17 protein-coding genes and 1 pseudogene are annotated in these 23,952 nt (G+C 68.3%); 7 read left to right on the top strand and 11 right to left on the bottom strand.

Annotated elements, in window-relative coordinates; genetic code table 11:
* Nucleotides 1–79 precede the first annotated feature (79 nt).
* A complete protein-coding gene (locus tag OG737_RS33960; protein WP_405676300.1) occupies nt 80–1,789 on the bottom strand; it encodes a cellulose-binding protein in 1,710 nt (569 codons plus the stop codon).
* 248 nt (nt 1,790–2,037) lie between these two features.
* Between OG737_RS33960 and OG737_RS33955 the strand changes: the two genes are divergently transcribed.
* Nucleotides 2,038–2,892: an IS5 family transposase gene (locus OG737_RS33955; protein WP_405921068.1), complete on the top strand. Its 855-nt coding sequence runs from the start codon at nt 2,038–2,040 to the stop codon at nt 2,890–2,892.
* Nucleotides 2,889–3,287: a hypothetical protein gene (locus OG737_RS33950; protein ID WP_405921069.1), complete on the top strand. Its 399-nt coding sequence runs from the start codon at nt 2,889–2,891 to the stop codon at nt 3,285–3,287. The genes OG737_RS33955 and OG737_RS33950 overlap by 4 nt, the downstream gene beginning before the upstream one ends.
* 452 nt (nt 3,288–3,739) lie before the next feature.
* Here OG737_RS33950 and OG737_RS33945 read toward each other — a convergent pair whose 3' ends face one another.
* Nucleotides 3,740–4,822 (bottom strand): IS630 family transposase, encoded by a 1,083-nt coding sequence (locus OG737_RS33945; RefSeq protein WP_328930254.1) that lies wholly within the window; start codon nt 4,820–4,822, stop codon nt 3,740–3,742.
* Between the two features lie 447 nt (nt 4,823–5,269).
* On the opposite strand from OG737_RS33945, the gene OG737_RS33940 reads away from it, so the two are divergent.
* Entirely contained in the window at nt 5,270–5,881 is a 612-nt protein-coding gene (locus tag OG737_RS33940; RefSeq protein ID WP_405676304.1) for a hypothetical protein, read from the top strand.
* Between the two features lie 102 nt (nt 5,882–5,983).
* Here the strand turns inward: OG737_RS33940 and OG737_RS33935 are convergent.
* Nucleotides 5,984–6,263, bottom strand: a pseudogene (locus tag OG737_RS33935) (hypothetical protein).
* A 146-nt stretch (nt 6,264–6,409) separates the two neighbouring features.
* Here OG737_RS33935 and OG737_RS33930 point away from each other — a divergent pair.
* Nucleotides 6,410–7,324 (top strand): hypothetical protein, encoded by a 915-nt coding sequence (locus OG737_RS33930; protein ID WP_405676306.1) that lies wholly within the window; start codon nt 6,410–6,412, stop codon nt 7,322–7,324.
* An 82-nt stretch (nt 7,325–7,406) separates the two neighbouring features.
* Here OG737_RS33930 and OG737_RS33925 read toward each other — a convergent pair whose 3' ends face one another.
* Nucleotides 7,407–8,798: a replication-relaxation family protein gene (locus OG737_RS33925; protein WP_405676308.1), complete on the bottom strand. Its 1,392-nt coding sequence runs from the start codon at nt 8,796–8,798 to the stop codon at nt 7,407–7,409.
* Between the two features lie 1,143 nt (nt 8,799–9,941).
* On the opposite strand from OG737_RS33925, the gene OG737_RS33920 reads away from it, so the two are divergent.
* Nucleotides 9,942–11,306: a hypothetical protein gene (locus OG737_RS33920; RefSeq protein WP_405922388.1), complete on the top strand. Its 1,365-nt coding sequence runs from the start codon at nt 9,942–9,944 to the stop codon at nt 11,304–11,306.
* A 465-nt stretch (nt 11,307–11,771) separates the two neighbouring features.
* Here the strand turns inward: OG737_RS33920 and mobF are convergent, their stop codons facing one another.
* Nucleotides 11,772–13,751: a MobF family relaxase gene (gene mobF, locus OG737_RS33915; protein ID WP_405676312.1), complete on the bottom strand. Its 1,980-nt coding sequence runs from the start codon at nt 13,749–13,751 to the stop codon at nt 11,772–11,774.
* Between the two features lie 543 nt (nt 13,752–14,294).
* Here mobF and OG737_RS33910 point away from each other — a divergent pair.
* Complete coding sequence (locus OG737_RS33910; protein ID WP_405676314.1) at nt 14,295–14,732, top strand: hypothetical protein; 438 nt, start codon at nt 14,295–14,297, stop codon at nt 14,730–14,732.
* A 500-nt stretch (nt 14,733–15,232) separates the two neighbouring features.
* On the opposite strand, the gene OG737_RS33905 is transcribed toward OG737_RS33910, so the two are convergent.
* On the bottom strand, nt 15,233–16,258 hold the full coding sequence (locus OG737_RS33905; protein ID WP_405922387.1) for a hypothetical protein: 1,026 nt from the start codon (nt 16,256–16,258) through the stop codon (nt 15,233–15,235).
* Nucleotides 16,259–16,751: 493 nt separating this feature from the next.
* Here OG737_RS33905 and OG737_RS33900 point away from each other — a divergent pair, with 493 nt between their 5' ends.
* Nucleotides 16,752–18,095: a hypothetical protein gene (locus OG737_RS33900; protein ID WP_405922386.1), complete on the top strand. Its 1,344-nt coding sequence runs from the start codon at nt 16,752–16,754 to the stop codon at nt 18,093–18,095.
* On the opposite strand, the gene OG737_RS33895 is transcribed toward OG737_RS33900, so the two are convergent.
* The 5 genes from OG737_RS33895 to OG737_RS33875 form a co-directional block, all read right to left on the bottom strand.
* Nucleotides 18,089–19,468, bottom strand: a complete 1,380-nt coding sequence (locus OG737_RS33895) for a hypothetical protein (RefSeq protein WP_405676320.1) — start codon at nt 19,466–19,468, stop codon at nt 18,089–18,091. The genes OG737_RS33900 and OG737_RS33895 overlap by 7 nt on opposite strands.
* Before the next feature lie 144 nt (nt 19,469–19,612).
* Nucleotides 19,613–20,644, bottom strand: coding sequence for an ATP-dependent DNA ligase (locus OG737_RS33890; protein ID WP_405676322.1), 1,032 nt, complete (start codon nt 20,642–20,644; stop codon nt 19,613–19,615).
* Nucleotides 20,645–21,092: 448 nt separating this feature from the next.
* Nucleotides 21,093–21,407 carry a hypothetical protein gene (locus OG737_RS33885; protein ID WP_266945521.1) on the bottom strand — a complete coding sequence of 105 codons (315 nt, stop codon included), beginning with the start codon at nt 21,405–21,407 and terminating at the stop codon, nt 21,093–21,095.
* 603 nt (nt 21,408–22,010) lie between these two features.
* The gene (locus OG737_RS33880; protein WP_405676324.1) at nt 22,011–22,313 is read right to left on the bottom strand and encodes a hypothetical protein; all 303 of its coding nucleotides are present in this window, start codon (nt 22,311–22,313) and stop codon (nt 22,011–22,013) included.
* A gap of 51 nt (nt 22,314–22,364) precedes the next feature.
* Nucleotides 22,365–23,606, bottom strand: a complete 1,242-nt coding sequence (locus tag OG737_RS33875) for an IS110 family transposase (protein ID WP_405681271.1) — start codon at nt 23,604–23,606, stop codon at nt 22,365–22,367.
* Nucleotides 23,607–23,952: the final 346 nt, after the last annotated feature.

Raw genomic sequence — 23,952 nt, 5'->3', positions numbered from 1 at the left:
CCGACGCGGAGGCCGCCGGCCCGGCACGCACGCCACGGGTGGTGGCGTTGCTGCCGGGCCGTCAGCCACTCATGTGGTCTCACTTGCCGTGCAAAGCCCTGCGGCGACGTCCGCGAAGCACCAGTGCGACGCCGGCGGCGATGCCCAGCAGGCCACCGAGGGCGCTGTACGTGACGGCTTTGCTCGCCCCGGTGGTAGCCAGGCCGCCGGGCGTGCTGCTCGGGGTCGGCTGGCCGACGCGTGCGCCGATCTCCGCCTGCGCACGGGTGCCGGTCGTGCCGGAGGCAACCGGCGTGGTGGCGGTCGGTGTGGGGACGGGCGTCGGCTTGTCAGCGCCGGCGGTCCCTGACGCGGGCTTCAGCTGAAGGGTCGTGATCGAGTACGGCGGCAGCGTCTGTGCGGCCGCCGTGCCCCGCTCCGCCGTCGTCAGGGCGGTGCCTCCCGTGGCATACGAAACGGTCGTGACCGCCCCTGCGGCCGGGGTAAATCCGGCGTACGAGAGGGACACCTGCGCCGCGTTCTGCGGGTTCTTGTTGATCAGCATGACGTTCAGAGCGCCGTTGGCGCTGCGCACCGCGTGCACGGCAACCGACGGGTCGCCCGAGGACGACTTGACCATGGTGTCGCCGGGCTGCGCCAGTGCGGTCAGCGAGTGGATGCCCCAGTAGGTGGGGAAGGGTGTGTCGCGCGGCGGCTGGCATTTCCCTCCGGCGCAGGTTCCAGCGGAGAGCACGCCCCCGTCCTGGTAGTCGGTCTGGCCGTTGACGGTGGTGGGTGCCTGGTCCGTGCCGTTGTGCAGGTTCCACCAGTCCACGTGGGTGGTGCCGTGCTCGAACCAGCTCATGTAGGTGTCCGGCGCGTACAGGGCTGCGGCCTGGCTGGTCAGGGCTGGCGAGCCGACGGCGTCGGTCTCGGTGACGGCGATCTCCACCGAAGCGGCGCGGGAGCCCGCGTAGGTGGTGATCAGAGAGCGCAGTGAGGACGTGACACCGGCGATCCGGGAGGGGGTGTTCAGCAGGTCGGCCGTGGTGGTGCCGCCCGGATACCAGTGGACGATGACGAAGTCGATCGAGCCTCCCGCGATGGAGAGCACCGTGTGGTTCCAGTCGGCGCTGTCACCGGGAGCCTTCTCCTTGTCCGGCCAGTAGCCTGGGGTGGTGAGCACCGCTCCGATCTTCACCTTCGGGTCCACGGCCTTCATCGCGTTCGCGTAGGCGACCAGGTTCTTCGCGTACGCCGTGGGGCTCTTGTCGGCATGCGTGTCGGTTTCCCAGCCCTTGCCGGTGCCGTAGTGCCCGTTGCCGTAGACCTCGTTGCCGATCTCCCAGTACTTCACGCCGTAGCCTTTTTCGACGTTGGCATACTTGACCCAGTCGGCGGCCTCCTGCGGGGTGCCGGAGCCGTAGTTCGCGGTCAGGATCGGCTGGGCGCCGACCGTCCTCGCGGTGGCCATGAAGTGGTCGAAGTCGGTGTTGGAGGGGATCCAGCCCTTGCCGTCGCCGTAGGTGTGGGTCTTCCAGTGGTACTCGTCCGCGCCGGAGCCGCCGGGAAACCGCAGCTGCCGGACTCCCGCGGCGTTCATCAGCGAGGTGACCTTGGCGTCCCCCATGTGCTCGTCGCCGAAGCCCGTGTTGAGGCCGACACCACTGCTGGGCACCGTGCCCAGGGAGGCACCGGCGTTCACACTGATGTCGACTGTCGGCGCGGCGCCCGCGCTGGGCGCCAGGGCGCCGAGGCCGACCGAGGCGGCGAGCACCGCCACCGCCCCCGCGACGAAGCGCCGGCGCATCCGGCTACAGCGGGGCGTGCGACCGCAGGGCATCGGCTGCTCGGCGGATCTCGGGTCGTCTGGTGACACGTGGGGCTCCGATCGGGTGTTGACACAGAGGGCGCAGCGCCGCTGACCACGGCTCGCCCTCGTCGGTACATCCCTCAGTGGTCGTTAAGTCCGACTTCTCTTCGTTCGTGATCGCTCGATCGTGGTACTGATCGCGGTCCGGCCTGCCCGATGGTCATGTCCATGTTGAGATGCGGGGCGTGAAGAGAGAGCCGTATCTCAGCGACTTGTCGGACGGGCAGTGGGCGTTGATCGAGCCGATGATCACGGCCTGGAAACAGGGCCGGGTGGCGCGGTCGGCGACCGGGGATCCCGGGTCTTGTGACCTGAGGGAGGTCGTGAACGCGATCTTCTATCAGAACCGGACGGGCTGTCAGTGGCGCATGCTGCCGCATGACCTGCCGGCCTGGTCGGCGGTGTTCTACTACTTCGGTTTGTGGCGCGAGGATGGGCTCGACCAGCGGATTCAGGAACTCCTGCGCTGCCAGGTCCGGGAGAAAGCCCGCCGATTAGAGGACCCGTCCCTCGTGATCATCGACACCCAGTCCGTCCGCGCCGCGGCGGGTGTCCCCAGGACCACGACGGGGCTGGACGCGAACAAGAAGGTGTCGGGGCGCAAGCGGGGACTGGCCGTCGACGTGCTGGGGCTGATCATCGGCGTCGTCGTCATGGCCGCCTCGGCGCACGACAACGCCGCCGGCACCGCCCTGCTCGACCAGGCCGCCGAGCGGTGCGGAATGCGCCTGGAGAAAGCCCTGGTCGACCAAGGCTTCAAGGAAGCGGTCATCGTTCACGGCGCACTGCTGGACATCGGCGTCGAGGTCGTCCGCCGCAACCCTGCCGACCAGGGCAAAGGGTTCGTCCCGCAGCCCAAGCGGTGGGTGGTCGAGCAGACGAATGGCACGCTGATGCTCCACCGGCGCCTGACCCGTGAGTACGACCACCGGCCTGACACCTCCGCCTCGCGCGTCTACTGGGCCTCCACCGCGAACATGGCCCGGCGCCTCACCAACCCCGCCCAGGCCTGGCGCGACACCATCGGGCTGGCCGCGTGAACATCACCGAACTCCTGGTGGACCTTCACATCCGGGAGAACGAGGCCACGGCCCGGGCGGACGAACTCCGCAATCAGATCGCGCACTTCACTGCCATTCTCACCGAGACCGAAGCGCATCTTGCGGACCTGGCCACCACCCGCAAGATCATCGCCGAACTCGCACCGACCGGGACCGAACCCGATCCACCTGAGTCGAGCACTGCCTACCAAACCATCGTGAACACTTTCAACCAGCACCCCGACCAGGTGTTCCGGGCCCGCGAGCTGCACGAACTCCTCGGCATGCCCACCGACGAGGCATCCGTCAACATCACCCGCAGCCGCCTCGGACGCCTCACCCGTCAAGGCTTCCTCACCCAACCCGGACGAGGCCGCTACCAGAAACGGACTTAACGCCCACTCAGTGGCCACTCAGAGCGGAAAGGTTGCCGTCTCAATTACTTTTCGCCGAGGCGCGGTCGCACCGTCTCACCGGACCCCGTGACGCGGTGCCCCGGTGACACGCCCGCGCTCCCGGCCAGCCGCTGACCCTGGAACAACTCGCGGCCTCCCCGGGACCCAAGCCGTGGCCGACCTCTCCACCTACCCGGCCGGCTGACGGGCTGCCGCCTGCGTCCCGACCTCGAGAAGCTACGGCTCGCTATGGCCTTACCAACTCCTGTGCAGAGTCCTACCTTTGAGTCATGGACACTCGGCATCCCGGCCCGCTGGCGGAAGTGGTGTTACCTGTGACAGCCGGATGGCGGCTGCTGTTCGTGCCCAACCGGGCCCGCGAGCTGGCCCGCGCGCTCGGCGGGAGCATCGTGATCCCGCCAGTGGTCGCAGCCCCACTTCTGCTGCCCGTTCTAGTCTTCTGAGTCGGGAATTCTGTTCAGATAGCTGGCGAGGCGTTCGAGGATCTCGTCTGCGGTCTTGGTCCAGACGTAGGGCTTGGGGTCGGTGTTCCAGGCGGCGATCCAGTCACGGATGTCCTTCTCGAGGGCCTGGACTGACTTGTGGACGCCTCGCCGTATCTGCTTGTTGGTGAGTTCGGCGAACCATCGCTCGACCAGGTTCAGCCAGGACGACCCGGTCGGGGTGAAGTGCAGGTGGAACCGGGGGTGGCCGAGCAGCCACTTCTTGATGTCCGGGGTCTTGTGGGTGGCGTAGTTGTCGCAGATCAGATGGACGTCCAGGCCTGCCGGCACTTCCTTGTCGAGCTTGACCAGGAACTTCTTGAACTCCTCGGCCCGATGGCGGCGGTGCAGGGAGCCGATCACCTTGCCGGTGGCCACGTTGAGTGCGGCGAACAGGGTGGTCGTGCCGGCCCGGACGTAGTCGTGCGTTGACCGCTCCGGGACCCCGGGCATCATCGGCAGCACCGGCTGGGACCGGTCCAGGGCCTGGATCTGCGACTTCTCGTCCACGCAGAACACCAGCGCCCGCTCGGGCGGGTCCAGATAGAGGCCGACGACATCGTGGACCTTGTCGACGAAGTACGGGTCGGTCGACAGCTTGAAGGTCTCCGAGCGGTGCGGCTGCAGGCCGAACGCCCGCCAGATCCGTGAGACCGAGGACTGGGACAGGCCCATTTCCTTCGCCATCGACCGCGTCGACCAGTGCGTCGCGTTCTTCGGCTTGGACTCCAAGGTCCTGGTGACCACCGCGGCAACCTGCCCGTCCGTCACCGATCTGGGGCCGCCGGAACGCGGCATGTCTCCCAGGCCCGCGATCCGGTACTGCACGAAACGGGCCCGCCAACGGCCGACCGCCTGAGGCGTTGATCCGAGACGGACGGCCACGTCCTTGTTCGAGACACCCTCGGCGCAGGCCAGGATGATCCGGCACCGCAAAGCCCACGCCTGCGGCGTGGAACGACGCCGCACCCACCCCTCCAGTGCGACCCGTTCCTCGTCCGACAGCGTCAACTCGGCCTTCGGCCGCCCCATCCGCGCCATAGGCCAACCCTACACATCTGAACAGAACTCAAGACTCAGAACACTAGGGAGTGTCGTCAAAGTAGCGTCAGCCGCCCAAAGACCAGGCGGGATTTTGACGACACGACCAAGACCGCCCCTTTCGGATCTTGTCGGCTGAGCCCGCGGTGCCGGGCACCGCGAGCCCGCCAAGATCTGTTGGAGACGGCCTCAGGTTCGGGTGCCTCTTCCGGGACCTGCTGATACTGCTGTACCACGGCCACCCCTGCGCCTCGGCGGCGCCCTTGTCTCGCTGGCGATCGGGTGATCCGTACACCACGGTCGTAATCCGGCCGGCGCTCACGCGTTCTTGTTGGGACACGGGATGGGTGTGCCTTCGCCTGTCGGCGCTGCGGCATCCCTCACGACAAGCAGCAGGGAGACGAAGGACTTATGGCAACGCAGCGATGGAGAGGCGTGTTGGCCGCTCTGGTAACCGTCGGAACGAGTGTGGTCCTGCCCATGTCGAGCGGGGCGACGCCGGCGTTCGCCGATCCGGCGCTGAGTGTCTCGAAGACCCACGCGGGAGCGTTCGTCAAAGGTGAGACTGGCACGTGGAACATTTTTGTGCGGAACGTCGGCACTGACCCGACCGTGGGCCCCATCACGCTGACAGACGTCTTTCCCGAGGGGTCCCACTTGGACTTCATCAACAGCCCTGCTGGCTGGGAATGCACCAACCCCCCCACCGGCGAATCGGTGACCTGTACGTACCTGAATCCCGTGGCCCCTGGCGAAGTCCTCGGGCCGCTCCTGTTCGGCGTCCTCATCGAGGAAGACGCACCGTGCACCCTCACCAACACCGTCACCGTCTCCGGCGGCGGCAGCTCCCTCGGCACCGCCACCGACCCAACGCCCGTCACCGGTGGTGACTGCACGCCCGCCGACGGGGATGGCGACGGGGGCTCGATCCTGCCCATCAACCTCAACGGCGTCTTCACGATGTTCAACAACATCAACACCAACAACAACATCGGCAGCCCGGGCGCCAGCAACAACGCCAACCAAAGCGCAGAAGTGACCGCGCCATGAGAAACGGCATCGCGTACGCCAACTGCCCCGGACGGCCGGGCGGGCAACCGCGGCTCTAGGGGCCGTGCGGAGTCTCCGTGCGGCCTCTCGCCGTATTCGGGGTCAAGGTGTGTCGCCGGCCCAGTCCCAGCGGTTCCGCTCGCCGGGGCGCGGGTCGTACAGGGCCCGGCCGGCTGCCGACGCCGAACTGGCCGAGCTCGGTCATCAGCGCGGCGCCGGTCTGGACCTCGTCCGGTGTCCAACCGGTGATGTCGAGCAGCAGCCCGTCGAGCAGGCCGCCGACGAGCTCGGCGTAGGTACGGCCGGGCCGTGGGCACGGGTTCGGGTCGTCGTGGTCCGTACCGTAGACCCGGCCGCGCAGCAGCTCCTCATCCCTGTCCATGCGTCCCAGCCGCCACCGACAGCGAGGCGCCCTGTGGCCGTACGGCCAGCAAGGCTCCGGGCGCTGAGAGGGTGACTTGCCTCGCGCGGCTTCTCACCCGCCTTTTCCCTCCACCTTGCGAACCGGTGGTCTTTAGCCTGGGAAGCATGCCACAGCCCGAGTTTCGTGCCGATGACTTCGTCAACCCCGAGGCCCCCGAGGAGGAGCGCCGTCTCCGGCCGTACCACCCTCGTGTCCGTGACCACTCCTACGACTGTTCGCGCCGCACTCAGGAGTTTGACCTGTGGAAAGGGTCGCTCATCGCCACCGTGATGGAGCCCTGGGACGCCTACACCGACCTGGCAGAGATTCCCCAGGACGCCGTGCCGGGCCCCTCCCTCACCCTGTTCGTCAAAGATCGAGTGCGTGGGCCTGGCTACGTCGCCGACTTCGTCTACAAGGCGGCCGATCTGCCGGTGACCGTGCACGGCGTCCTGGCGAACCAGGGGTCCAGCCTCGGCGTGATCGAGCTTGAGCTCTGGCGCCCGGGCTGGGGGTACTGGGACGACTTCGGGGACTTCGTGGGACCCTCCGAGGACGATGCGCCGGCGGCCGTTTCTGCTCCGATCACGAGTGAAGTGCTTCGCCGCATCCCACTGGGCCAGATTGTCGCCCGTGCCCAAGCCGAACTTGCTGACCAGTCGTGGAAAGACGAGGGCGTTATCACTCTTGGGCTCGGGCGGCCTCAGGATGACTCCGCCGCAGATCTCGCCCCAGCGTCCGTACGAGCTCTGGAGAACGCCGGGGCACTCGCGCAGCCCGCGCAGCGCGGCCGGCCGCCGCTCGATGGAGAACTCCTTCACCGCTTGGCTCACGCCTATCTCCGTGAAGCCGTCAACGGTCCGGGGCTCCACCGGCGCCTGGCCAACCTGTTCGACCGTCCGGAGCCGACCATCAAAGACTGGATCAAAGCAGCCCGCGAGCGCGGCTACCTCTCCCCTGCGGTCCCCGGGCGCCGCGCGGCCGGCCCGGGTCCTCTTCTTGGCCGCCCCGAGAGCGGACCCGGAGTTCCGTCAGCTTGAGCTCTACAACGCGCAGCGGGGGGCTTGCCCAGGGCGACCTAAGGCTTGCCCACGCTGAACGGCGGGAGGGCTTGCCCAACCATCAGGGGGTTTGCCCGGGGCGGAAGCGGGAGCGCCAGCCGCGGGCCTTCTCGGCGGTCTCGGCGGCCTCCGCCTCCAGGCGGTCGCGCTCGGCCTGGTCCGCTGCCGCGACGGTCTTGTCCTCGCACGGCTCGCACAGCGTCGGGTGCCACCGGTTGCCCGGCGTCGGAGAGAGGCGGGTGTTCTCCCATCGGTCGTTGTCGAACTTCGTCCCGCAGCCGGCGCAGGCAGGGCGGGCGGCCTCGCGCTCGGCCCTCTTCTGCTCCGCTGCACGGCGCAGCTGCTCCTGGTACTCCTCCTGCTGTGCTCGCGCCCGCTCTGCCCGGCGGGCGAGGACGCCGTCCCGGCGGGGGTTGCCGATCGCGTCGCGTAGCGGCTGCATGTGGGTGCGGCCGAAGCGGAGGAAGACCGGGCCGTTGGGGCCGTGCTCGCGCAGGTTGCGCAGGCCGGTCGCGATGATCGGGATCTTCCTGTCGTAGCTGCTGTACCCGTCGGCCGGTTCGCCCGCCCACAGCGGCCGGGTCAGCTCCTGGAGCCGCGGGAGGGTGCGGTTGGGGTCGCGGGCGCCGATGTGGTTGAAGACGATCAGGACCGGCGGGTGCGGTGCCTCTCCTCTCTCCGCGACGCGGGCCATCCAGCGGGTGCGCCACATCGGCTTGTCCTTGCCGTCGGTGTCCTTGATCTGCCGCTTGAAGAACCTGGAGTACTTCAACAGCTTTGCCGCGATCTCCTCGGCGGTCTCGTGGCAGTTGTCGACCTCGATGAACAACAGCGGGATCTGGTCCTGCGGGGCGGTGAGCACGATGTCGGCCTGGGCGCCGCCCTTGCCCGGCGCACCCCACGTCCCGGTGGCGGGCAGCGGGACCTCGGTCGCGTACGAGGCGATCGTGCCGATGCCGGCCGGGGCGTCGACGGCGGCCTGCGCGGCCGCCTTGGCCTCGGCCGGCTCCCGGGTCAACAGCCGGAGGTCGGGCTTGGGGCGGAGCATCGCGATGACGGTCTCGTTGACGGCCATGGGGTGGGTGGCCCCACTGGAGCCCGCACCGCGAGCGGTGGAGCCCATCTCCGTCAGCGGGCGCCCGAGCTCGTAGGAGGCGGCTTCCAGGCCCTTGGTGGTCAGGTTCCGCAGCGACTCCCCCGCCCGGGTGGTGCCGCCGTTCTCGGCGAGACCGTGCTTGCGCAGGTCCGAGAGCGCACCCGCGTGCGAGGCGGTACGTGCGGTCTTCCGCTCGGAGGCGGTCGCCTTCATGGTGTGCCGGTAGGTCAGGTGCGGTGCGGCGATCCGCTGGATCTGGTCGGCCGTGGCCACCTTCAAAACCCCCAGCACACGCAGCACATCGCCCCGCAGGTCATTCGAGGACCCCGCCGGATTCGTCAGCCGTCTGCCTGCCATCAGCTCCACCCCTTCACCGCTCGCGACCAGCTGCACCGGTCGGCCGCAAGCCGGACCTGCCTGGTCGGGAAGGGCGCCGGGCCCCCCTGGAACCCGATGATCTCCTCCCATACGGACAACAAGAGGGGAGAAGAGGGGTGTGACGGCGCGGCTTTCACGCTGATTCGCGCGCTGACCTGCATGTTTGCCGCCTTACCGGGTGTCGGGCACCCAAGTGGGTACCGAAGGAGGGCCCGAAGTGCCCCCTCAAGGAGCCCAATTCGGCTTGCCCAACCAGTGCGGGGCTTGCCCGCGTCCAGCTCGGCGCCCGGCGGGGCCGGCGGCCGCGGGCCGTCTGCCGGGTGGCAGTGGATCGTCGCCATCGTCGTGTCTCCTTCTCGTCATTGACCGCCCCACACCGGGGCCGAGGAGGGAGAGCGTGCACAGGTACCCCTTGACCGTTGTCTGACGGTCGCCCGTCGCAGAGCGGGTCAAGGGGAGATGTGGCGTTCGCGGCCGTGCGGTCGACCTGGTCAGGGGGGGCAGCGGGGGGAGCCAGCGTCGAGTGGGGCGCTGGTCAAGGGGGTCCGGTAAGGCCCCTTGTCCGCAGGGTTTGTCCGTTTCGGAGGGAGGAGAGATCTCCGGCCGCTGTCCACAGGCCGCCGACCGGAAGCTGTCGGGACGTCACCGTGATCGGCAGGGCGACCGTTCGTCAGGAGCTCCACATGTTCCCGATCATCGGCGCCCTCGTCATAGCCCAGTGCCTCTGGCGCCGCACCCACCAAACCCGCGCCCGCCAAAGCCATCACGCCGCCCGCGACCGAAGAGACCGCGACTCACGGCTGTAGTACCTGCGGAAACACTCCGGCCGGTTCGAGTGTCCGCAGACCCTCGTTTCCGGCACTTGCCCCTTGCGGCTGGTGACACCGGTTCTTACTTCACAGCCGGACGAACCGCTGACCAGCGGAGACATGCCTATTTTGCGCTTGGTGTCCGAGATAGGAGTCCGGGGCATGTAAGAAGGCGCGCGCGACGGCTCACGTACGGGCCGCACGAACACAAGGAGCAGGCAGAATGTCGACGAGCCAGAAGCCCCTCCTCCGCCAGGTGGCCTTGATCAACGGAAGCTTCGAAGAGCCGTCCGTCCCCGATGCCCAACACCAGTTGCTGCCCGACGCCTCGCAGGAGGCACCCAATCGGGTCCCGGGCTGGCTGACCACCGCCACCGACCACAAAATCGAAATCTGGCATACCAACTTCCTAGGCGTGCCCGCGGCCGTGGGCACCCAGTTCGCCGAATTGAACGCGAACCAGGTCTCGACGCTGTACCAGGACCTGGAGACCATCCCGGGCGTGACGCTGTACTGGAGCCTGTACCACCGAGGCCGCAACGGCGTGGATGTCATGGCCCTCGACATCGGTGCGCCGGGCGAGGTGATCGAGCAGGAGCTGATGTCCGACGACAACACGGCATGGCGCCGCTACAGCGGTACCTACACGGTCCCGGATGGCCAGACCCTCACCAGGTTCGCCTTCCGCTCTGTCTCGGCGGCCGGTGGCAACCGAACCGTCGGGAACTTCCTGGACGGGGTCGCGTCCGGCGTCGCCCCGCAACTCGTGCTGTCCAAGACCGTCACTCCCGAAGAGACGGTGGAGGCGGGTGAGCCCCTCGTCTACCGGGTCACGGCGCTGAACCAGGGTGGTGCGGAAGCGGAAAACGTGGTCCTCACCGACACCGTCCCGCCCGGGACCACCTACGTGCCCGGCTCACTGGTCATCGTCGACGGCCCCAACGCGGGCGCCATGTCCGACCTGCCCGGCGATGATCAGGCGCACTACGACTCCGACAAGAACCGGGTGGTGTTCCGACTCGGCAACGGCGCCACCGCGACCCAAGGCGGCAGCCTGCCCAACACGGACACTCTGCCCCAGGGCACCACCATCGAGTTCCAGGTCCGGGCCGATCTGGACGCCGCCGACACGGATGTCACCAACCAGGCCTTTGCCAGTTATGAGAACCGACTGGGCACGGTCCCCGAAGAGCTCACGGCCGTGTCGGGCACCGTCCTCACACGCGTCACCAGGCCTCCTGTCGAAGGTGAATACACGAAGCTCGCGTGCTATCCGCAGCCGTGGCCCAGCACCGGCCATATCTGCAACTATCGCTTCACGGTAACGTCGCACGAAGCCCCGGTGGACCGGTGGGAGATCTCCTTCCGTCTGCACAGCAAGGATGAGCCGGCCCCGCAGGCCTACCTGTACGTGAACCCCGGCGAAAGCGTCTGGTACGACAGCGTAGATCCGGACGAGACGGACTTCGTCACGTCGACGAGCGACTTCAGGGAAACCGAGAACGGCTTCCGGGTGACCCGGGACCCCAGCAACAGGTTCGTCCTGCGCGCGAAGCCCGGGCACAGGATCGAGGCAGGCCAGCAGATCCTCGTCGACGTGCGGCTTCTCCACCCGACCAGGGCGCAGGCCGACGCGACGGAGCTCGTCGATGTCCGCGTGACCGAGCACGCGCCCTGAGACGGTCGTCGACCCGCTCGACCCGCACGTACAGGACACCGTGACGACGCTGTCCTCCGGACCCGATGCCCTCGCCCGCGTCCGCCCGCCCATCGAGACGAAGTCGTGCACGCCGAGCGGGCGCGCGGCGGCGGCCGCATCACGGTCCTGGGCCTGCCGGTGGAGGCTTGGCGCACCGCCCTGGACCCGAAGATCCAGTCCGGGAATGGTGTGCACCGGGTGGACTCGGTGCGGTGGAGGCCGGGCATTTCTCCTTGACCTGAGCCGAGGTCAAGGAGAAATGCGGCGGGTGCGCACCAGGTAGATGCGCGGCATCGCCCCCGTCGATGTCGTCCACTCCACCCAGTGGGCTCCACTCTGTGGGGTGGATGCCGAGCACGGCGGCGTCCACTCCCGGCCGTTGGATTCCACTCGGTGGAGTGGACGCCGAACATCGTCGGTGCGGTGCGCAACATCGAGGTGTGCTCAGTGGCCGGTCTCCCGGCCGCGGTACGGTCCGGGTTCCTGCGTTCGGTTCTCCTGCTGATCGTCCCGGCGCACCGGGTCGGCGTCGTCCTGTTCGGTGTAGCGGGTCGCGCGGGTGCGTGAGTCGTTGGCCGCCTGGGTGAACGCCTCCGTGAGATGGCGCAGCCGATCGGCAGTGAGATCGAGAGCTTCCACGTCCGTGCGGGACTCCCTCAGGGCCCGCAGCGCCGTCATGTCGATCGCCTCCCGGGGTCCGGTCTCCGGCTCCTGGTCGTCGTCCTCGGGGTCGGCGGCCGCGGGCCCGAGCAGCTGCTCAGGCATCGCCGCCTGCTGGTGTCGGGCGACGTCGTACGCCCGGCCCCGCACGGCGGTGGCGGTGGCGGTGGCGGTGGTGGCGGTGGCGGTGCGCAGCTTCTCTCGCACCACCACACCGGCGAGGACAGCCCGCTCGTACTGCAACGGAACACGGGGTATCTCCCACTCCCCCGCCTCCTGGGCCGGCGGTCGGGGCGCAGCCGGCTCGCCGGGATCGGCCGGGGGCTGCCGGTCCGGATCGGGCACGGTGGGTGGGCGGCGGCGGGCGGGGAGGTCGGACAGGGACCACCGGGCGGTGTAGAGGCGGTAGTCCGACAGCAGGCCGATCGTGGTCTTCGGCTCGCTGATGTCCAGGCAGTGGGTGGAGATGGCGGTGGCCACGATCCGGTCGTCCAGGCCCCGCTCGCGGCGGCGGCCGCGTAGGACGAGGGCGAGGTGGCGGCGGGCTTCGGCGAGCAGGTGTCGGCGGTGGAAGCGGCCGCCGTCGTTCATCACGAACACGGTCGCGGCGACGTCGACGGCCGCCAGGGAGACGTCGACCACGGTGGCGACCCGGGCCCGGATCGCCGCGGCTGCGGCGCGGGCGTACTCGAGGAGGGAGTTGATGACGTCGGTGGCGACACCGGAGGTGAGGATCGCGCTCGTCTTCCACCAGACGCGCAGCTGTGCGAGCGGCCCGGTCTTCTGCTTGGGCGGGCGGGTCTTGCGGGCGGCGATCTGGTTCAGCTTGGCGCGGGCGGTCTCGGAGACCACGGGCAGGAACTTCAGGGTGCCGTCGTCTTTGACGGCGGTGACGTACTCGTGCTCCAGCTCGGCCAGGCAGGCGGCGATCTGGTCGCTGCGCCGGGAGGTCCAGCGGATCAGCTCGTGCGGCACCCCGGCAATCTCCATCACGGGCCGGCGCCCCGGGGTGACGGTGCGCGGCTCGGTCGCCAGCCCCAGCGCCTCGCAGACCTCAGCGGCCACGAGCTCGTTGTAGAGCGCGGAGGCGGCCACGGTGTTCTCGTGCAGGGCCAGGGTGTGGATCGAGCCCCACTTCCCGTCCAGGCGCTGCCCCTTCACGGACAGCAGCAGATGGTCATGCAGCAAGGGCATCCCGGAGCGCGCCTCGTAGTGGCGGAAGCGGGCGGCAACCAGACCGCCGGGCGGCCGGACCCGGTAGACGCCGTCCTTGCCGTAGCGGATCACCGCGACCTCGTCCTCGATCCACTCCAGCACCCGCTCGATCGCGCGCTCGTGCGCGGCCTCGATCACCTGCCGGGTCTCCTCATCCCCCAGCGCCCACAGGAGGTAGATCGTCGGCTGCGGCCGGAAGACGAAGTCGACACCGGTCACCATCACCCGGCGTCCGAGTGCGCCAGCTTTGAACGCCTTCTTCGGGGAGGCGCCCTGGGCGAGGAGGTCGGCCTCGATCCGGTCCGCGTACGGGCGCCGGCCCCGCTCGCCGAAGAGGTTCCGCAGCTGCGCCTCGGTGACCTCCTCACCCGGCGCGAGTCCGAGCACGGCCAGGCCGCGGCCCATCCATCGCCCGGCCGGGACACCGGCCTGCTCCTGGGCCTCGCGCAGCGGCGTGCGCGCAGGGCGGAGGCCGTCGCCGACGACGGTCTGGCGCAGGTAGTAGCGGTACATCTGACCGGCCTTGATGACCCTGATATCCGCTGTCATGGAGACCACAGCACACGGCTCTGACCTGCAAGAAAAGGCCGATCAGCGGGACGTCCCGCCAGACGGGAGGAACGGCCGAACTTTCTTCCCGAGTGCCCGCCAGGCGGGAAGCGGCCCCGGGCCGGACGCGAGTGTCATCGCTCTCCGGCAGTCCTCACACCACAGCCCGGACAACACCGTCCAGCACCACTTGTCCTGTGCAGGTGGACCTTGCACATTCCAACTTCACCTTGCATCGAACACCGCACATTCCAGTTGGATCTTGCCTCGTGTCCGGTATCGGTTAGGTCTGCCGTTCTCAGGCAAGTTGACATCTCACCGTGGCTGGTCTGGGTCTTACTCGGTCAACGGTGGATCTTCGAACGGGAAGGGACAAGGACGTCATGCCGGGCGGCGGAGGGGTGCGGGGCCGCGCATCCACGGCGCAGTGCGGTTCAAGCCACTGGCCGAAGTGATCTCTGTCGGCACGCCTGCCGCTGCAGGAAGCTGACGATCAGTAGGGTCGGTCGCACATGCGGCACGCATCAGGCGAAGGAGTCACCTATGGGAGCCCTGCCCAACGGCATCTACCGCATCCGCCTCGACGACGAGACACGCCTCACCTCGACGGACGAGAGGACCGTCACCCTTCTGCCTGCCCAACATGGTGCACGGCAGGAGTTTGCGGTGCGGTGCACCAGCGGGGACAACTACTCCATCGCTGAGCCGACCCCCTACTGGCCCGTCCCGTTCGTGTGCCACGACGGGGACCCGAGGGAAGGCGCGAGGGTGATCCTGCGGGTGAGTGACTTCCCTCCCATCGAGTGGAAGATCACCCAAGGTGCGGGGCCGAAAACCTTCACCATCGTTGCTGCCGATGTGGGGGGACCGTCCCTGACGATCGGATCCGCCCCGATCCCGGTGTTCCCGCCCATCCTGGAGCTGACGTCCAGTTCCAACGGGGACCACAGCTGGACTTTCGAGTTCGTCCGGGAGTCGTAGTCGCGTGACGTGCCTCGGCCGCGATGGGTACGGCCGAGGCGGCGTCACTCTCCGATGGCACTCATCCCTCGCTTACATCCCCGTGAGGCTGACCAAACTGCGCCGCGACAGGACAATACGGCTGGGGTTCGCGAGCTGAAACGGCGATCGGCGGCGCGGTCCGTCGCCGAAGATGCAAGGTAAGTCTGCGCAACTGGCGCCGGTCATACAGACGAACTCTTCACCTCGCTGGGCACGACCGTCGGCGGGTGCAACCTCCGGCCGCACCGGACACCACTGAGCAGCATTCAGCACCACGGAACGAACACCACCAACGAGCACCGCCTACAGCAGCCCCCGGCACCCGCCGGGGGCTTCGTCGTGCTGCCCGGAGGAGACCACCGTGCCCACCTTCGAGACGGGAGCTGCACCACGGCCACCACATCGTGTGGCGCCGGATCGGCACCCACTCGATCGGCCCGTAAAGACGGGGATGCCGATCGTCGACCAGCCGGGCGTCCCTAGCCCATGGTCGGCCGGGAGTCGAGGACTTTGTCCACGCGACGCCTGATCGCCCGGCCCATCTCAGCGAACCGGACAGGATCTCCCCACGGCGGCCGTCCCTCCAGGGATCGGTAAGCGATCTCGCTGGAGCGCAGCTCAATCAGGGCAGTGTCGGCCTCATCGCCGATCCGCGCATAGTGGGGCAGGTTGTCGTAGAAGGGGATGTGGAACGGCACCCTGCGGAGCGGAAGCCCGAAGTCGGGATCGGTGAGCGCCGTGATGAGCGTCTGCTGACTGTCGGGGAGGCCGGGACGGCGGTCGAGCTCAAACGCCCACCGAACCGGCCCTAGTCCTGGATATCCGATGATGCACGGCGCAGCCCTCATGCAAGTGACCAGGTCTGCCGTGGTCACCGTGTGGAACAGAGCAACGCGGCGCAGCAGGCCGCTCGCGCACCAGGCCCCGTGGTTCACGTAGGCATCCCAGCGCCTGTTTCTCTCCGCGTCGGCCGGATCCAGATCGATGGCCCGTTCCGCTTCGGCCGTCCAAGAGGGCTCCTGCCAGAGTGGGCGGTAGCCGGTTTCGGAGCACTCTTCTGCGATGTCCGCCTCCGCACGGGTCCACTCAGCGGATGACAGCCCAGTCAGCCACACCGACGCCTGCCCATGGACTCCAGCAATCTCGATCCCACGGCGAGTGCGTTGTCGGATCCGCGAGCCAGCAAGCCCCTGGCGGCCGTCTTCGTCGCTGTAAGAGGGGAGAACCAAGCGGAGAAGGTCGGTTGCCCGCTCAGCGCTCTCGAGTCGAAGGGTGACGGATGCCTTCCCAGGCCGCACAGAGCAGATGCCGAAGGGGCGCTCGGTGAAGTCGCGCGCGGAGTCAACGACGGCCTCGAACAGGCGGGCTTCGTAGTGCTGCTGGGGTCCGACAGCCGCCGGGATGAGTGTGCGGTCAGACTGCTGGGCCTCAAGAGCCTGCTGATAGCTCTCGGCGGTGTACAGGCACCGTCGCTCGGCCTGCCTGCTGCTCTGGCTGTGTCGCATGGGTGCTCAGACCCTGTCCTGCCGGCCACCAGCCCGTGCCGGCATCGCTGTGTGCAAGGCGTGCGAAGACAGGCGCTCCTTCACCGCTTGTAAGACGCGATCGGAGGCTGGGCGTCTCAGCGGCACGGCTCACCAGCCGATTGAACTTGGACGGTACACCCCACCATCTTCCGAACCAGCCCATCGGCGCGCCGGTCACCCTGAAGAGGCAACTCACAGGCAATCAGCACCGACAGCCTGGTGCAACGCAAGGTCCGGCCTCTGCGATCTGCAGCCTGGAGATCACTGAGTTTCAATGCCGACGGCATGCGGGCCTCCACTGCGGCGGCCCCTACTGGTGGGACCGTCGCCGAGTTCCGCGCACGCGGCTCGGTCGCTGCTCGCTATGACCTCTATCCCGTGTCAGTGAGGCGTCGTACCTTGAAAGCGCGGCCTTCTTCGCATTGCTACCGGGTGGGAGACATCTGTGGCGAATGGCGTTTGGCATTCTGGATTGGGCACTGTTCTCGAACTTGACAAGGATGACCTCGGCCTGCCGAACGGGAGCTTGCTCAGCGTGCCGGAGGTGGTCACCCAGCTGCTCCTACCCGCAGCGGAGCGGGACCGTGAGCTGCTCGTCTGTGTGGAGAGCAGCAAGGGGCGCCGCTGCAAGGCGGAATTGAGCGGGGTGAAGAGCCCCTACATGTACATACGTAAGCACCGTGGTCCCGACGGTGCTCTTCGGCTGCGCGCGGTGCACCTTCCCACAGTTCATGAGATGACGGCGGAGGAGAGTGACCGGCACAAGGCCATGAAGGATTTCCTGGCCCGTACCGCACAAGCAGCCGGGCTCGAGTTCCGTGTGGAGAAGACCACCAAGCTGCGGTCCTCACGTCCTGACGTGACCATCGTCGGGGACGGGGGCCTGGATCTGGGTTGTGAGGCGCAGTACTACAACGCGAGCGCCGGCCGTGTGCTGCGCCGGTCGAAGGCCCACGCCGCGGCTGGACTCAGTCCGAACTGGATCACTCACGACGACACATTCCATCTGGTCGACCGGTCTAACTGGATGCTGACCAACCAGGTCACGTGGCGAGAAATCAGCAACGCCGCCGACCTGGCCCTGGTCGGCGGATACCGCGTCCTTGCTGAATGGCACTGCGTCGCCGCCGCCCAGCGCCCCTGCCCGGACGGCAAGGCCAAGACAGGGTGCGGCAAGGTGCACCTGCAGTGGGACACCCCGCGCCGCATGGACGACGAGGCTTCCGGGTGGACCAGCCACGACGGCGACGTTGCCAGCGTCACCGTCGGCCGCACGCTGATCGGCGCGGCCATCGGTCACATCGCACCGCTCTTCGTGCCCTCCCGCAAGGACTCCCGCGCGGGCAGCCACCTGTGGGTCCCCCTCAAGGACCGGAACAAGTGGGCCGACTACCGCAGCGTGGACAGCCCGGACCTCACCGAAGACATGCTGGACGACGAGATCCACTACTCGGGCAGGGAAGCGGACACGACCTGCCGGTTCGGCGAGGACACCTGGAAGCCCAGCGCCCCGCTGAAGCCGCGCGGCATTGCCAGCGTGGAACTCTCCATCACGATCGACAAGCTGATCCCGGCACCCAGGACGGAGTCGGCTCCCGATCCGCAGGTCCATGACGATGCCCCTGCCCCTGCGGCCCCTGCAACACCGCAGGCTGCTTCTTCCCTGCACCGCGGTGCGTGCGAGACCGGCAACCCGACATGCGGCCAGCCCGCCCGCTTCTACGCAGCCGGATGGCGATGCGACCCGCACCGACCCCGCAGCTTCTGGGGATCCCAGGCACTCCCGCACCCTCAAGCCGTCGATCCGAGTCAGTAGTAGGCGCCGTACGGGCTCCAGCCGCGGAGGAACGGCTTCAGATCGTCGGCGCGGGGTTCGGGGATTTCTGGGAACCGAAGCTGCCGAAACATCGGATGGGCGCGCGCCACGTGTTCCGTGGCCCACAGCATCCACTCTTCAGCCGCCGTTCTTTCCGGTCCAGGCGGAAGCGTCGCCACGTGCGCGCGGGCGGCTTCCAGATAGTCGCCCAGGCGTGTCGCGCGGCGCCAAGCAGCCTCCTGCGATTCCAGCTGTCGGGCGCGGTAGTCCTCGGCGTACTGGTCGCGGGCCTCGGCCATCGCGGCTTCCCAGCGCAAGTGCTTCTGTCGTGCCTGCTCAAGATCGGCCAGGCGCTTACGCTCGGCCGCCTCACCGCGCAGTCCGATCTCGTGGACGATCTCTGAGAGCTGCTCCTCCAGGAGACGCTCCATGCTGTCGACCCACTCGGACCCATGATGCGAATGGCCGCCGCTGAGGTCGAACCGCAGCCGATCGGAGGGTGTGTAGTCGTACCGGGGGATCCTGACCCAGGAGGACTCCTTGGCTTCCGCGAGCTCCTTGTCCGTCGCAACGTGCTCGCTTCGGTCCTTCTCCTGCACCACTCGGAATTCGACCGTCTGCCCCTGGGCTTTGATCGTGAAGTGCGGATCATACGGAAGACGTCGGTTGTGCCGCGGTCCCGCCCCCACGGTGCCGGCGGCACAGGTATGGCCGTTGCGTTCGACGGCGGTGAGGAGCGCGTGCACGATCCGTAGAGCGCGTTGCTGGACCGGACGTGTCAGCCCGAGCGGTTGTTTCGCCTTCTGCATCGCCTGGACGACAGCATGCGGGCGGGTCAGCCGTGCTGGCACGGCTACCGGTTCCAGGACGGCCAGGCGCCACGCGGGAATGTCCACGAGCTTGATCTCGAGGCCCTCACGGAGCCGCTGCCAGTGCAGCTCCATGGTCTTCGGGATCCGTCCGGATCTACTCGCCGAGGCGGCACGGCTCCACCAGGCATCGGCGTCGGGACCCGACTTCAGAATCCTGCCGCCAGCTGCCTCCAGCTCCTCCAGGAGCTGGTCGGTGTACGTCTTACGCGGCTGCTGCGGAACACCGGACGACGAACGTGGGGCAGTGGCTTTGGGCAGCCGGGGGATGGGAAGCGCTCGCACCGGGGCCTTCGGCGCCGGGTAGGTGCCATGCGCCAGGTAATGGCGCCCTGCGTCAGTCAGCACCGCATTCCACACCCCACCCCGCCTGGCCACTTTGACCAGCCGACGGTTCTGCAGAGCCTGACAGCTGGCCTTGTAGGTGGCGGAGGCCCCCTCGGGGCATCCCTTTCCGACCCACTCCAGCACCTCCAGCTGCCGTTCGTTGAGTGTCTGCTTCATGCCGCGCGCCCTCTACCTGTCGACAACTTCGGCCCGGATGCTGCCAGGGACAGAACCAGCCGGTGCGCCCTACCGGAGCTGATTAGCCCGAAAGGATGTGCTCGCGGGTGATAGGGCGGGACTTAGCTGACCTGACATCGGAAGTCACCCTGCGGCGTCCCTCGGGCCCTCGCCGAAGCGGGGCACGTCATCGACGGACGCGTCCAGGCGCAGGCGTACGTAGCGGATCGGATGCCGGTAGACGCCGCCCCGGTCGATGGAGGTGTCGGCGCTGATCTCTGCGACGAGGCCGGGCTGGACGAAGGTGGTGTCGAGGACGTCGCGGGTGCCCCATGCCGAGGAGAACTTCGCGCCGGTCCAGGGGTGGCCGGAGCTGGCGGGGGTCAGGTGCTCGGCGAGCTGGCGGGCGGCGTCGGGGCGCAGCGGGACCGTGCGGCCGATGGGGCGGAGGCGTCCGGTGAGGTCGTGACGGCCGAGGATGAGGAGTTGGGGGCGGGTGAGGGTGCCGGTGATGGCGCCGATGATCGCTTCGGTGGTGTTGCGGCGGCGGATCTTGGTCCAGGCGTGGCCACGGGTTCCGGGCCGGTAGCGCTGGTTGAGGGCTTTGACGACCAGGCCCTCGACGCCGGAGACGTCCGTCCAGTCCTCCAGCCACTCCCTGGCCTTGTCCGGGTCGGTGGTCATCGGGCACAGGGTCCACGGGGCGGTCAGTGCGCGAGCCGCGAAGAGGACCTCCAGGCGTCGGCGGCGCTCGGCGTAGGCCAGCGCCAGCAGCTCGATGCCGTCGATCTGCAAGGCGTCGAAGGCGATGAAGAACGCCGGGGTCTTCACGGCGAGCGCGGTAGCGGTGCGGCCGCAGGCGGCAGCCCGGCGCTGGAGGGCTTCGAAAGACAGTCGGCCGGCTGCGGTGTCCCAGACGACGAGCTCGCCATCGAGGACCAGACCCTCAGGCAGCTGCTCAGCGGCCGAGACCAAGTCGGGGAACCGATCCTGAACCAGGGAGCCGCGCCGGGTCTGCAGGAGCAGCCGGCCGCCCGAACTGGCGGGGGTGAAGAGGATCGCGCGGTGGCCGTCGAACTTCTGCTCCGCCACGAAGCCGCTCGCCAGGACGCCGGAGCCGGGGACGTACTCGGCGGCCTGGGCGAGCATCGGCTCGAAGGGCGGGGTGAGAACCACTCGGGATGGCCTCCTTACCGGCGCTCCGGGCCTGGCACCCGACAGCCTCCCCCGGCCAGGCATGTATGGCGCGTGGATAGGGCCAGAGAGCCCTGCCGAGTCAGGCTCCGGGGTGGGCCGGCTTCTGCTGTGACTCCACAAGCCGGGCCCGGCACTCCTGGCAGAGCGGATTCCCACCGACCCCATATCGGCAGCATGTTCGATGGCTTCTCTGCACCGACAGCGAGATCGAGGCCGTCATCGAAGCGCCGGCCGAAGACCTTCACGTTTCGACAAGTCCTCACCCAGGTGCTCGGCTACGGACGTGCGGACGCCGTACCCGAGCGTGTAGGCATCTGATCGGCCTCTCCTTGAGGCTCGGAAGCGCCCTGCCCAACGAGCCAGAGATGATGCAGTTGACACCCCAGCATCTCGCGGCTGGCCGGCCGCGCAGCCACACACTTGACCTTCACCACCCGCCTGCGCTTTCTATTTGTATCGCCAGCCACACGAGCGGTGCCGCTGCCAGAACGATCAGCACCAGACAGCACGGAACCTGGGACGGCCCCTTGAGTGGCTCGGCTGCTACCTGCGGGGCCACTCGGCGCACGTCGTCGGCGTTATACCACTCCTTGTGGGCGTACCCCGTAGTGGTCAGCCAGCTCTCCGTTCCCATCCGCACCCCATGGGCCAGCGCATTCACATGCACCGAGTGAGTACGGACGCCCGGCCACAAGTAGCTCACCTCGCGAGCCGTCAGCATGTCCTTCTCTTCGTGCGCCATATTCCGCCCTTCCCCCCGGCAGTCGGTGGCACGACATCATGAACTGTCCCATAGTCAGGCGCAGTTCGTCCCCCTATCGATCCTCGGCGTTCCGACGCGGCGATATCCGCTTCCTGGGCCCCGAACGCCTGGCGCGAGCGGGTTGGCCCTCGTCATCGAGAACGGGCGGTCAGGGTCTGACCGCCGCCCTACTCCGAATCACGGCGCCGGGGCGTGAACACCGTCAGTGCAGTCAACAAGCCAGCGCACGCACGGTCCGGACTGGGAAGGAGCCCAGGTCGCGACCGAGGGGCGGGGTGCTGGGGTGCTCATGGGCGGGTTCCTCTCGGCGGGCGGCACTGTAGTGAACCGTTTCGCCGACCCTGCATTCCCGCCGACACACAGCAGCACACGGACGCCACAAGCAGTCACCAGATAGCCCTGCGGCCTGGGCAGCGAGGGTCCCGGAAGGATGCGGCACGGCACCCTGCTGCAAGGCGCTCGCGCAACAACGGGTCGCCTACGTGGCGCCAGTCAGTACATGTACCCGTCGCGTCGCCGCTGGCCCCCAACTCGAAGCAGACCTCTTCCCTCGGCTATCGCGAGGAAAGACACCTCATGCAGTTAAGGCGTCAAGCCGCCGCCCCATCGCGCCCGCAGAACCTCGGCCCAGTCTCCGGCTTCCGGACCCGGATCCTCCCACTGTGGCACCGGACTGGGAGCCGTCTCGATCAGGTGCACGAGCGCCCAGGCGACGCCGTAGCAGTCGTCGGGGCCGAAGCAGGTGGCCAGGGCAGCGGCCTCTTCGGACGTGACAGGGCGGGAGATCGCCGCCAGCTGGCGTTCACGCCGGTCGATCTCTTCCTCGCTCGCGTCCCAGTCGGGAAGCGGTCCGTCGGCAACGAACGTCTGCACTTCGGGTCTCATGACCGAATGATCGTCTCCCCCACCGCCCCTGAACAAGCTGCCCCGTCCCGTTCACGCAGTGGCTGTTCCTGCTGGCTGGGGCTCTGCGGGGAAGGCGATCGCTTCATTGAACGGGACCCGCGCCAAGAGGCAGTGATGGAGTTGGCCGAGCATCCGGTTGAACAGGTGCCGCAGAGCCTGCATGTGCCAGTCCCCTCCTGCTCGGCGGCGTCGGTAGTGGGCGTCCGCACCGCTTGAACCGCTGAGGGAGGCGAAGGCCCACAGGTGACCGACGTGGTTGAGCCGGTTGTTCTTCACGAACCGACGTCCAACGTAGCGGCGCTTGCCAGAGGCACGCGTGATCGGAGCCGAGCCGGCGTACGCCTTCAGCCCTCCAGCCGTGGCGAACCGGGTCCGGTCGTCGCCGATCTCGCCCAGAATGCGGGCACCGACCTGGGGGCCGATCCCGGGGAAGCTCAGCATGATCGCCGCGTCAGGGTGTGCCCGAAAGGCCTCCTCGGTAGCCCGCGCCAGGGCATCGACCGCCTCGCAGGCCGCGTCCAGCTGCAGCAGCAGGGCCAGTGCCTGCTTGCCCATGGCGTCCTCGACAAGGGGCAGCTGCCGCGGGGCCTCCTCGCGGAAAAGCTGCTGGATTCGTTCCGCGTCCGTCTCGATGCCCCGGCGGCGGCCGGCCCGCCGGAGCATGGCGGTCAGCCTCCACATCTGCAGCTTGGCGGCCAGGGCAGGTGTGGGCGCAATGGCCAGGATGCGGCGGGCATCAGGGCGGGTCAGGGTTCCCGGCTTGTCCCTGAACGCCTCGATCATCGCCGGGAAGTACTCCCTCAGTAGGGACCGGAGCTGATTGGCGACCTGCTGGCGGTTCCAGACCGCGTCCTGCTGTGCGCGGGCCAGGACAGCGACCGCTTGGGCCAGGTCGGTGTCGGCGGGCAGCGGCCGGTGCATCGGTGCGTCGGTGCGGATGATGTTCGCCAGGACCAGGGCGTCGCCGGGGTCGGACTTCTTACGGCTGACCCCGTGCCTGTCTCGGTAGCGGGAGGCGGCCATGGGGTTGACGGCGTAGATCTTCCGGGGGCCCTGCCGCAACGTGGCGACGAGCAGGCCGCGGCTGGTCTCGATGGCCACCGGGATCGGCGTCTCCGCAGTGTCGCCGTGTTCCGCCAGCAGGTCGAGCAGCAGCCGGTAGCCGTCCAGGTCGTCGTTGATCCGGCACTTGGCCAGCAGCCTGCCGGTGTCATCGACCAGCGCGACGTCGTGGTGTCCCTCCGCCCAGTCGATCCCGCAGAACATGTCCATGGATCCCGCCCCTTCGCCGGTGCCGTTCTCGAAGACGAGCACGCGGGGCCGCACGGCGCACTAATTCCAGGACTCTGTGGTCCGCCACCTCATCAGCCGTGCGCGGCACCGCCAAACCGCACGGGCGCACGCCGTGTCCAGAGCTCGAAGCTCGTGAGGAGAAACGCGTCACCGTGCGGCAGCTCATCCATCGAGGATCCCGAACCCGACGGGCCCGCGGGGGCAGAACGTGCGAGGACCGGCCGGCGCCCAGCGCCACCAGTCTTTTCAAAGACCTCGCACGGTCGGAGGTGTCGTAGGGGTCACCACGGCACCGACCGGACCACACACGTCCTGCCCTGGGCTG

Origin of the sequence: Streptomyces sp. NBC_00122, assembly GCF_045160845.1 — a bacterium.
In the GTDB taxonomy this organism is placed as follows: Bacteria; Actinomycetota; Actinomycetes; order Streptomycetales; family Streptomycetaceae; genus Streptomyces.
Note: the sequence above shows the minus strand (reverse complement) of the source record. Positions and strands in the feature narration are given on the sequence as shown.

Coding starts and splice junctions, on each gene's coding strand:
- OG737_RS33910 (WP_405676314.1), top strand. CDS start 14,295: ATGGGAGCCCTGCCCAACGGCATCTACCGCATCCGCCTCGACGACGAG.
- OG737_RS33905 (WP_405922387.1), bottom strand. CDS start 16,258: ATGCGACACAGCCAGAGCAGCAGGCAGGCCGAGCGACGGTGCCTGTAC.
- OG737_RS33945 (WP_328930254.1), bottom strand. CDS start 4,822: ATGGGGCGGCCGAAGGCCGAGTTGACGCTGTCGGACGAGGAACGGGTC.
- OG737_RS33875 (WP_405681271.1), bottom strand. CDS start 23,606: ATGGACATGTTCTGCGGGATCGACTGGGCGGAGGGACACCACGACGTC.
- OG737_RS33880 (WP_405676324.1), bottom strand. CDS start 22,313: ATGAGACCCGAAGTGCAGACGTTCGTTGCCGACGGACCGCTTCCCGAC.
- OG737_RS33925 (WP_405676308.1), bottom strand. CDS start 8,798: ATGGCAGGCAGACGGCTGACGAATCCGGCGGGGTCCTCGAATGACCTG.
- OG737_RS33930 (WP_405676306.1), top strand. CDS start 6,410: ATGCCACAGCCCGAGTTTCGTGCCGATGACTTCGTCAACCCCGAGGCC.
- OG737_RS33960 (WP_405676300.1), bottom strand. CDS start 1,789: ATGCGCCGGCGCTTCGTCGCGGGGGCGGTGGCGGTGCTCGCCGCCTCG.
- mobF (WP_405676312.1), bottom strand. CDS start 13,751: ATGACAGCGGATATCAGGGTCATCAAGGCCGGTCAGATGTACCGCTAC.
- OG737_RS33885 (WP_266945521.1), bottom strand. CDS start 21,407: ATGGCGCACGAAGAGAAGGACATGCTGACGGCTCGCGAGGTGAGCTAC.
- OG737_RS33895 (WP_405676320.1), bottom strand. CDS start 19,468: ATGAAGCAGACACTCAACGAACGGCAGCTGGAGGTGCTGGAGTGGGTC.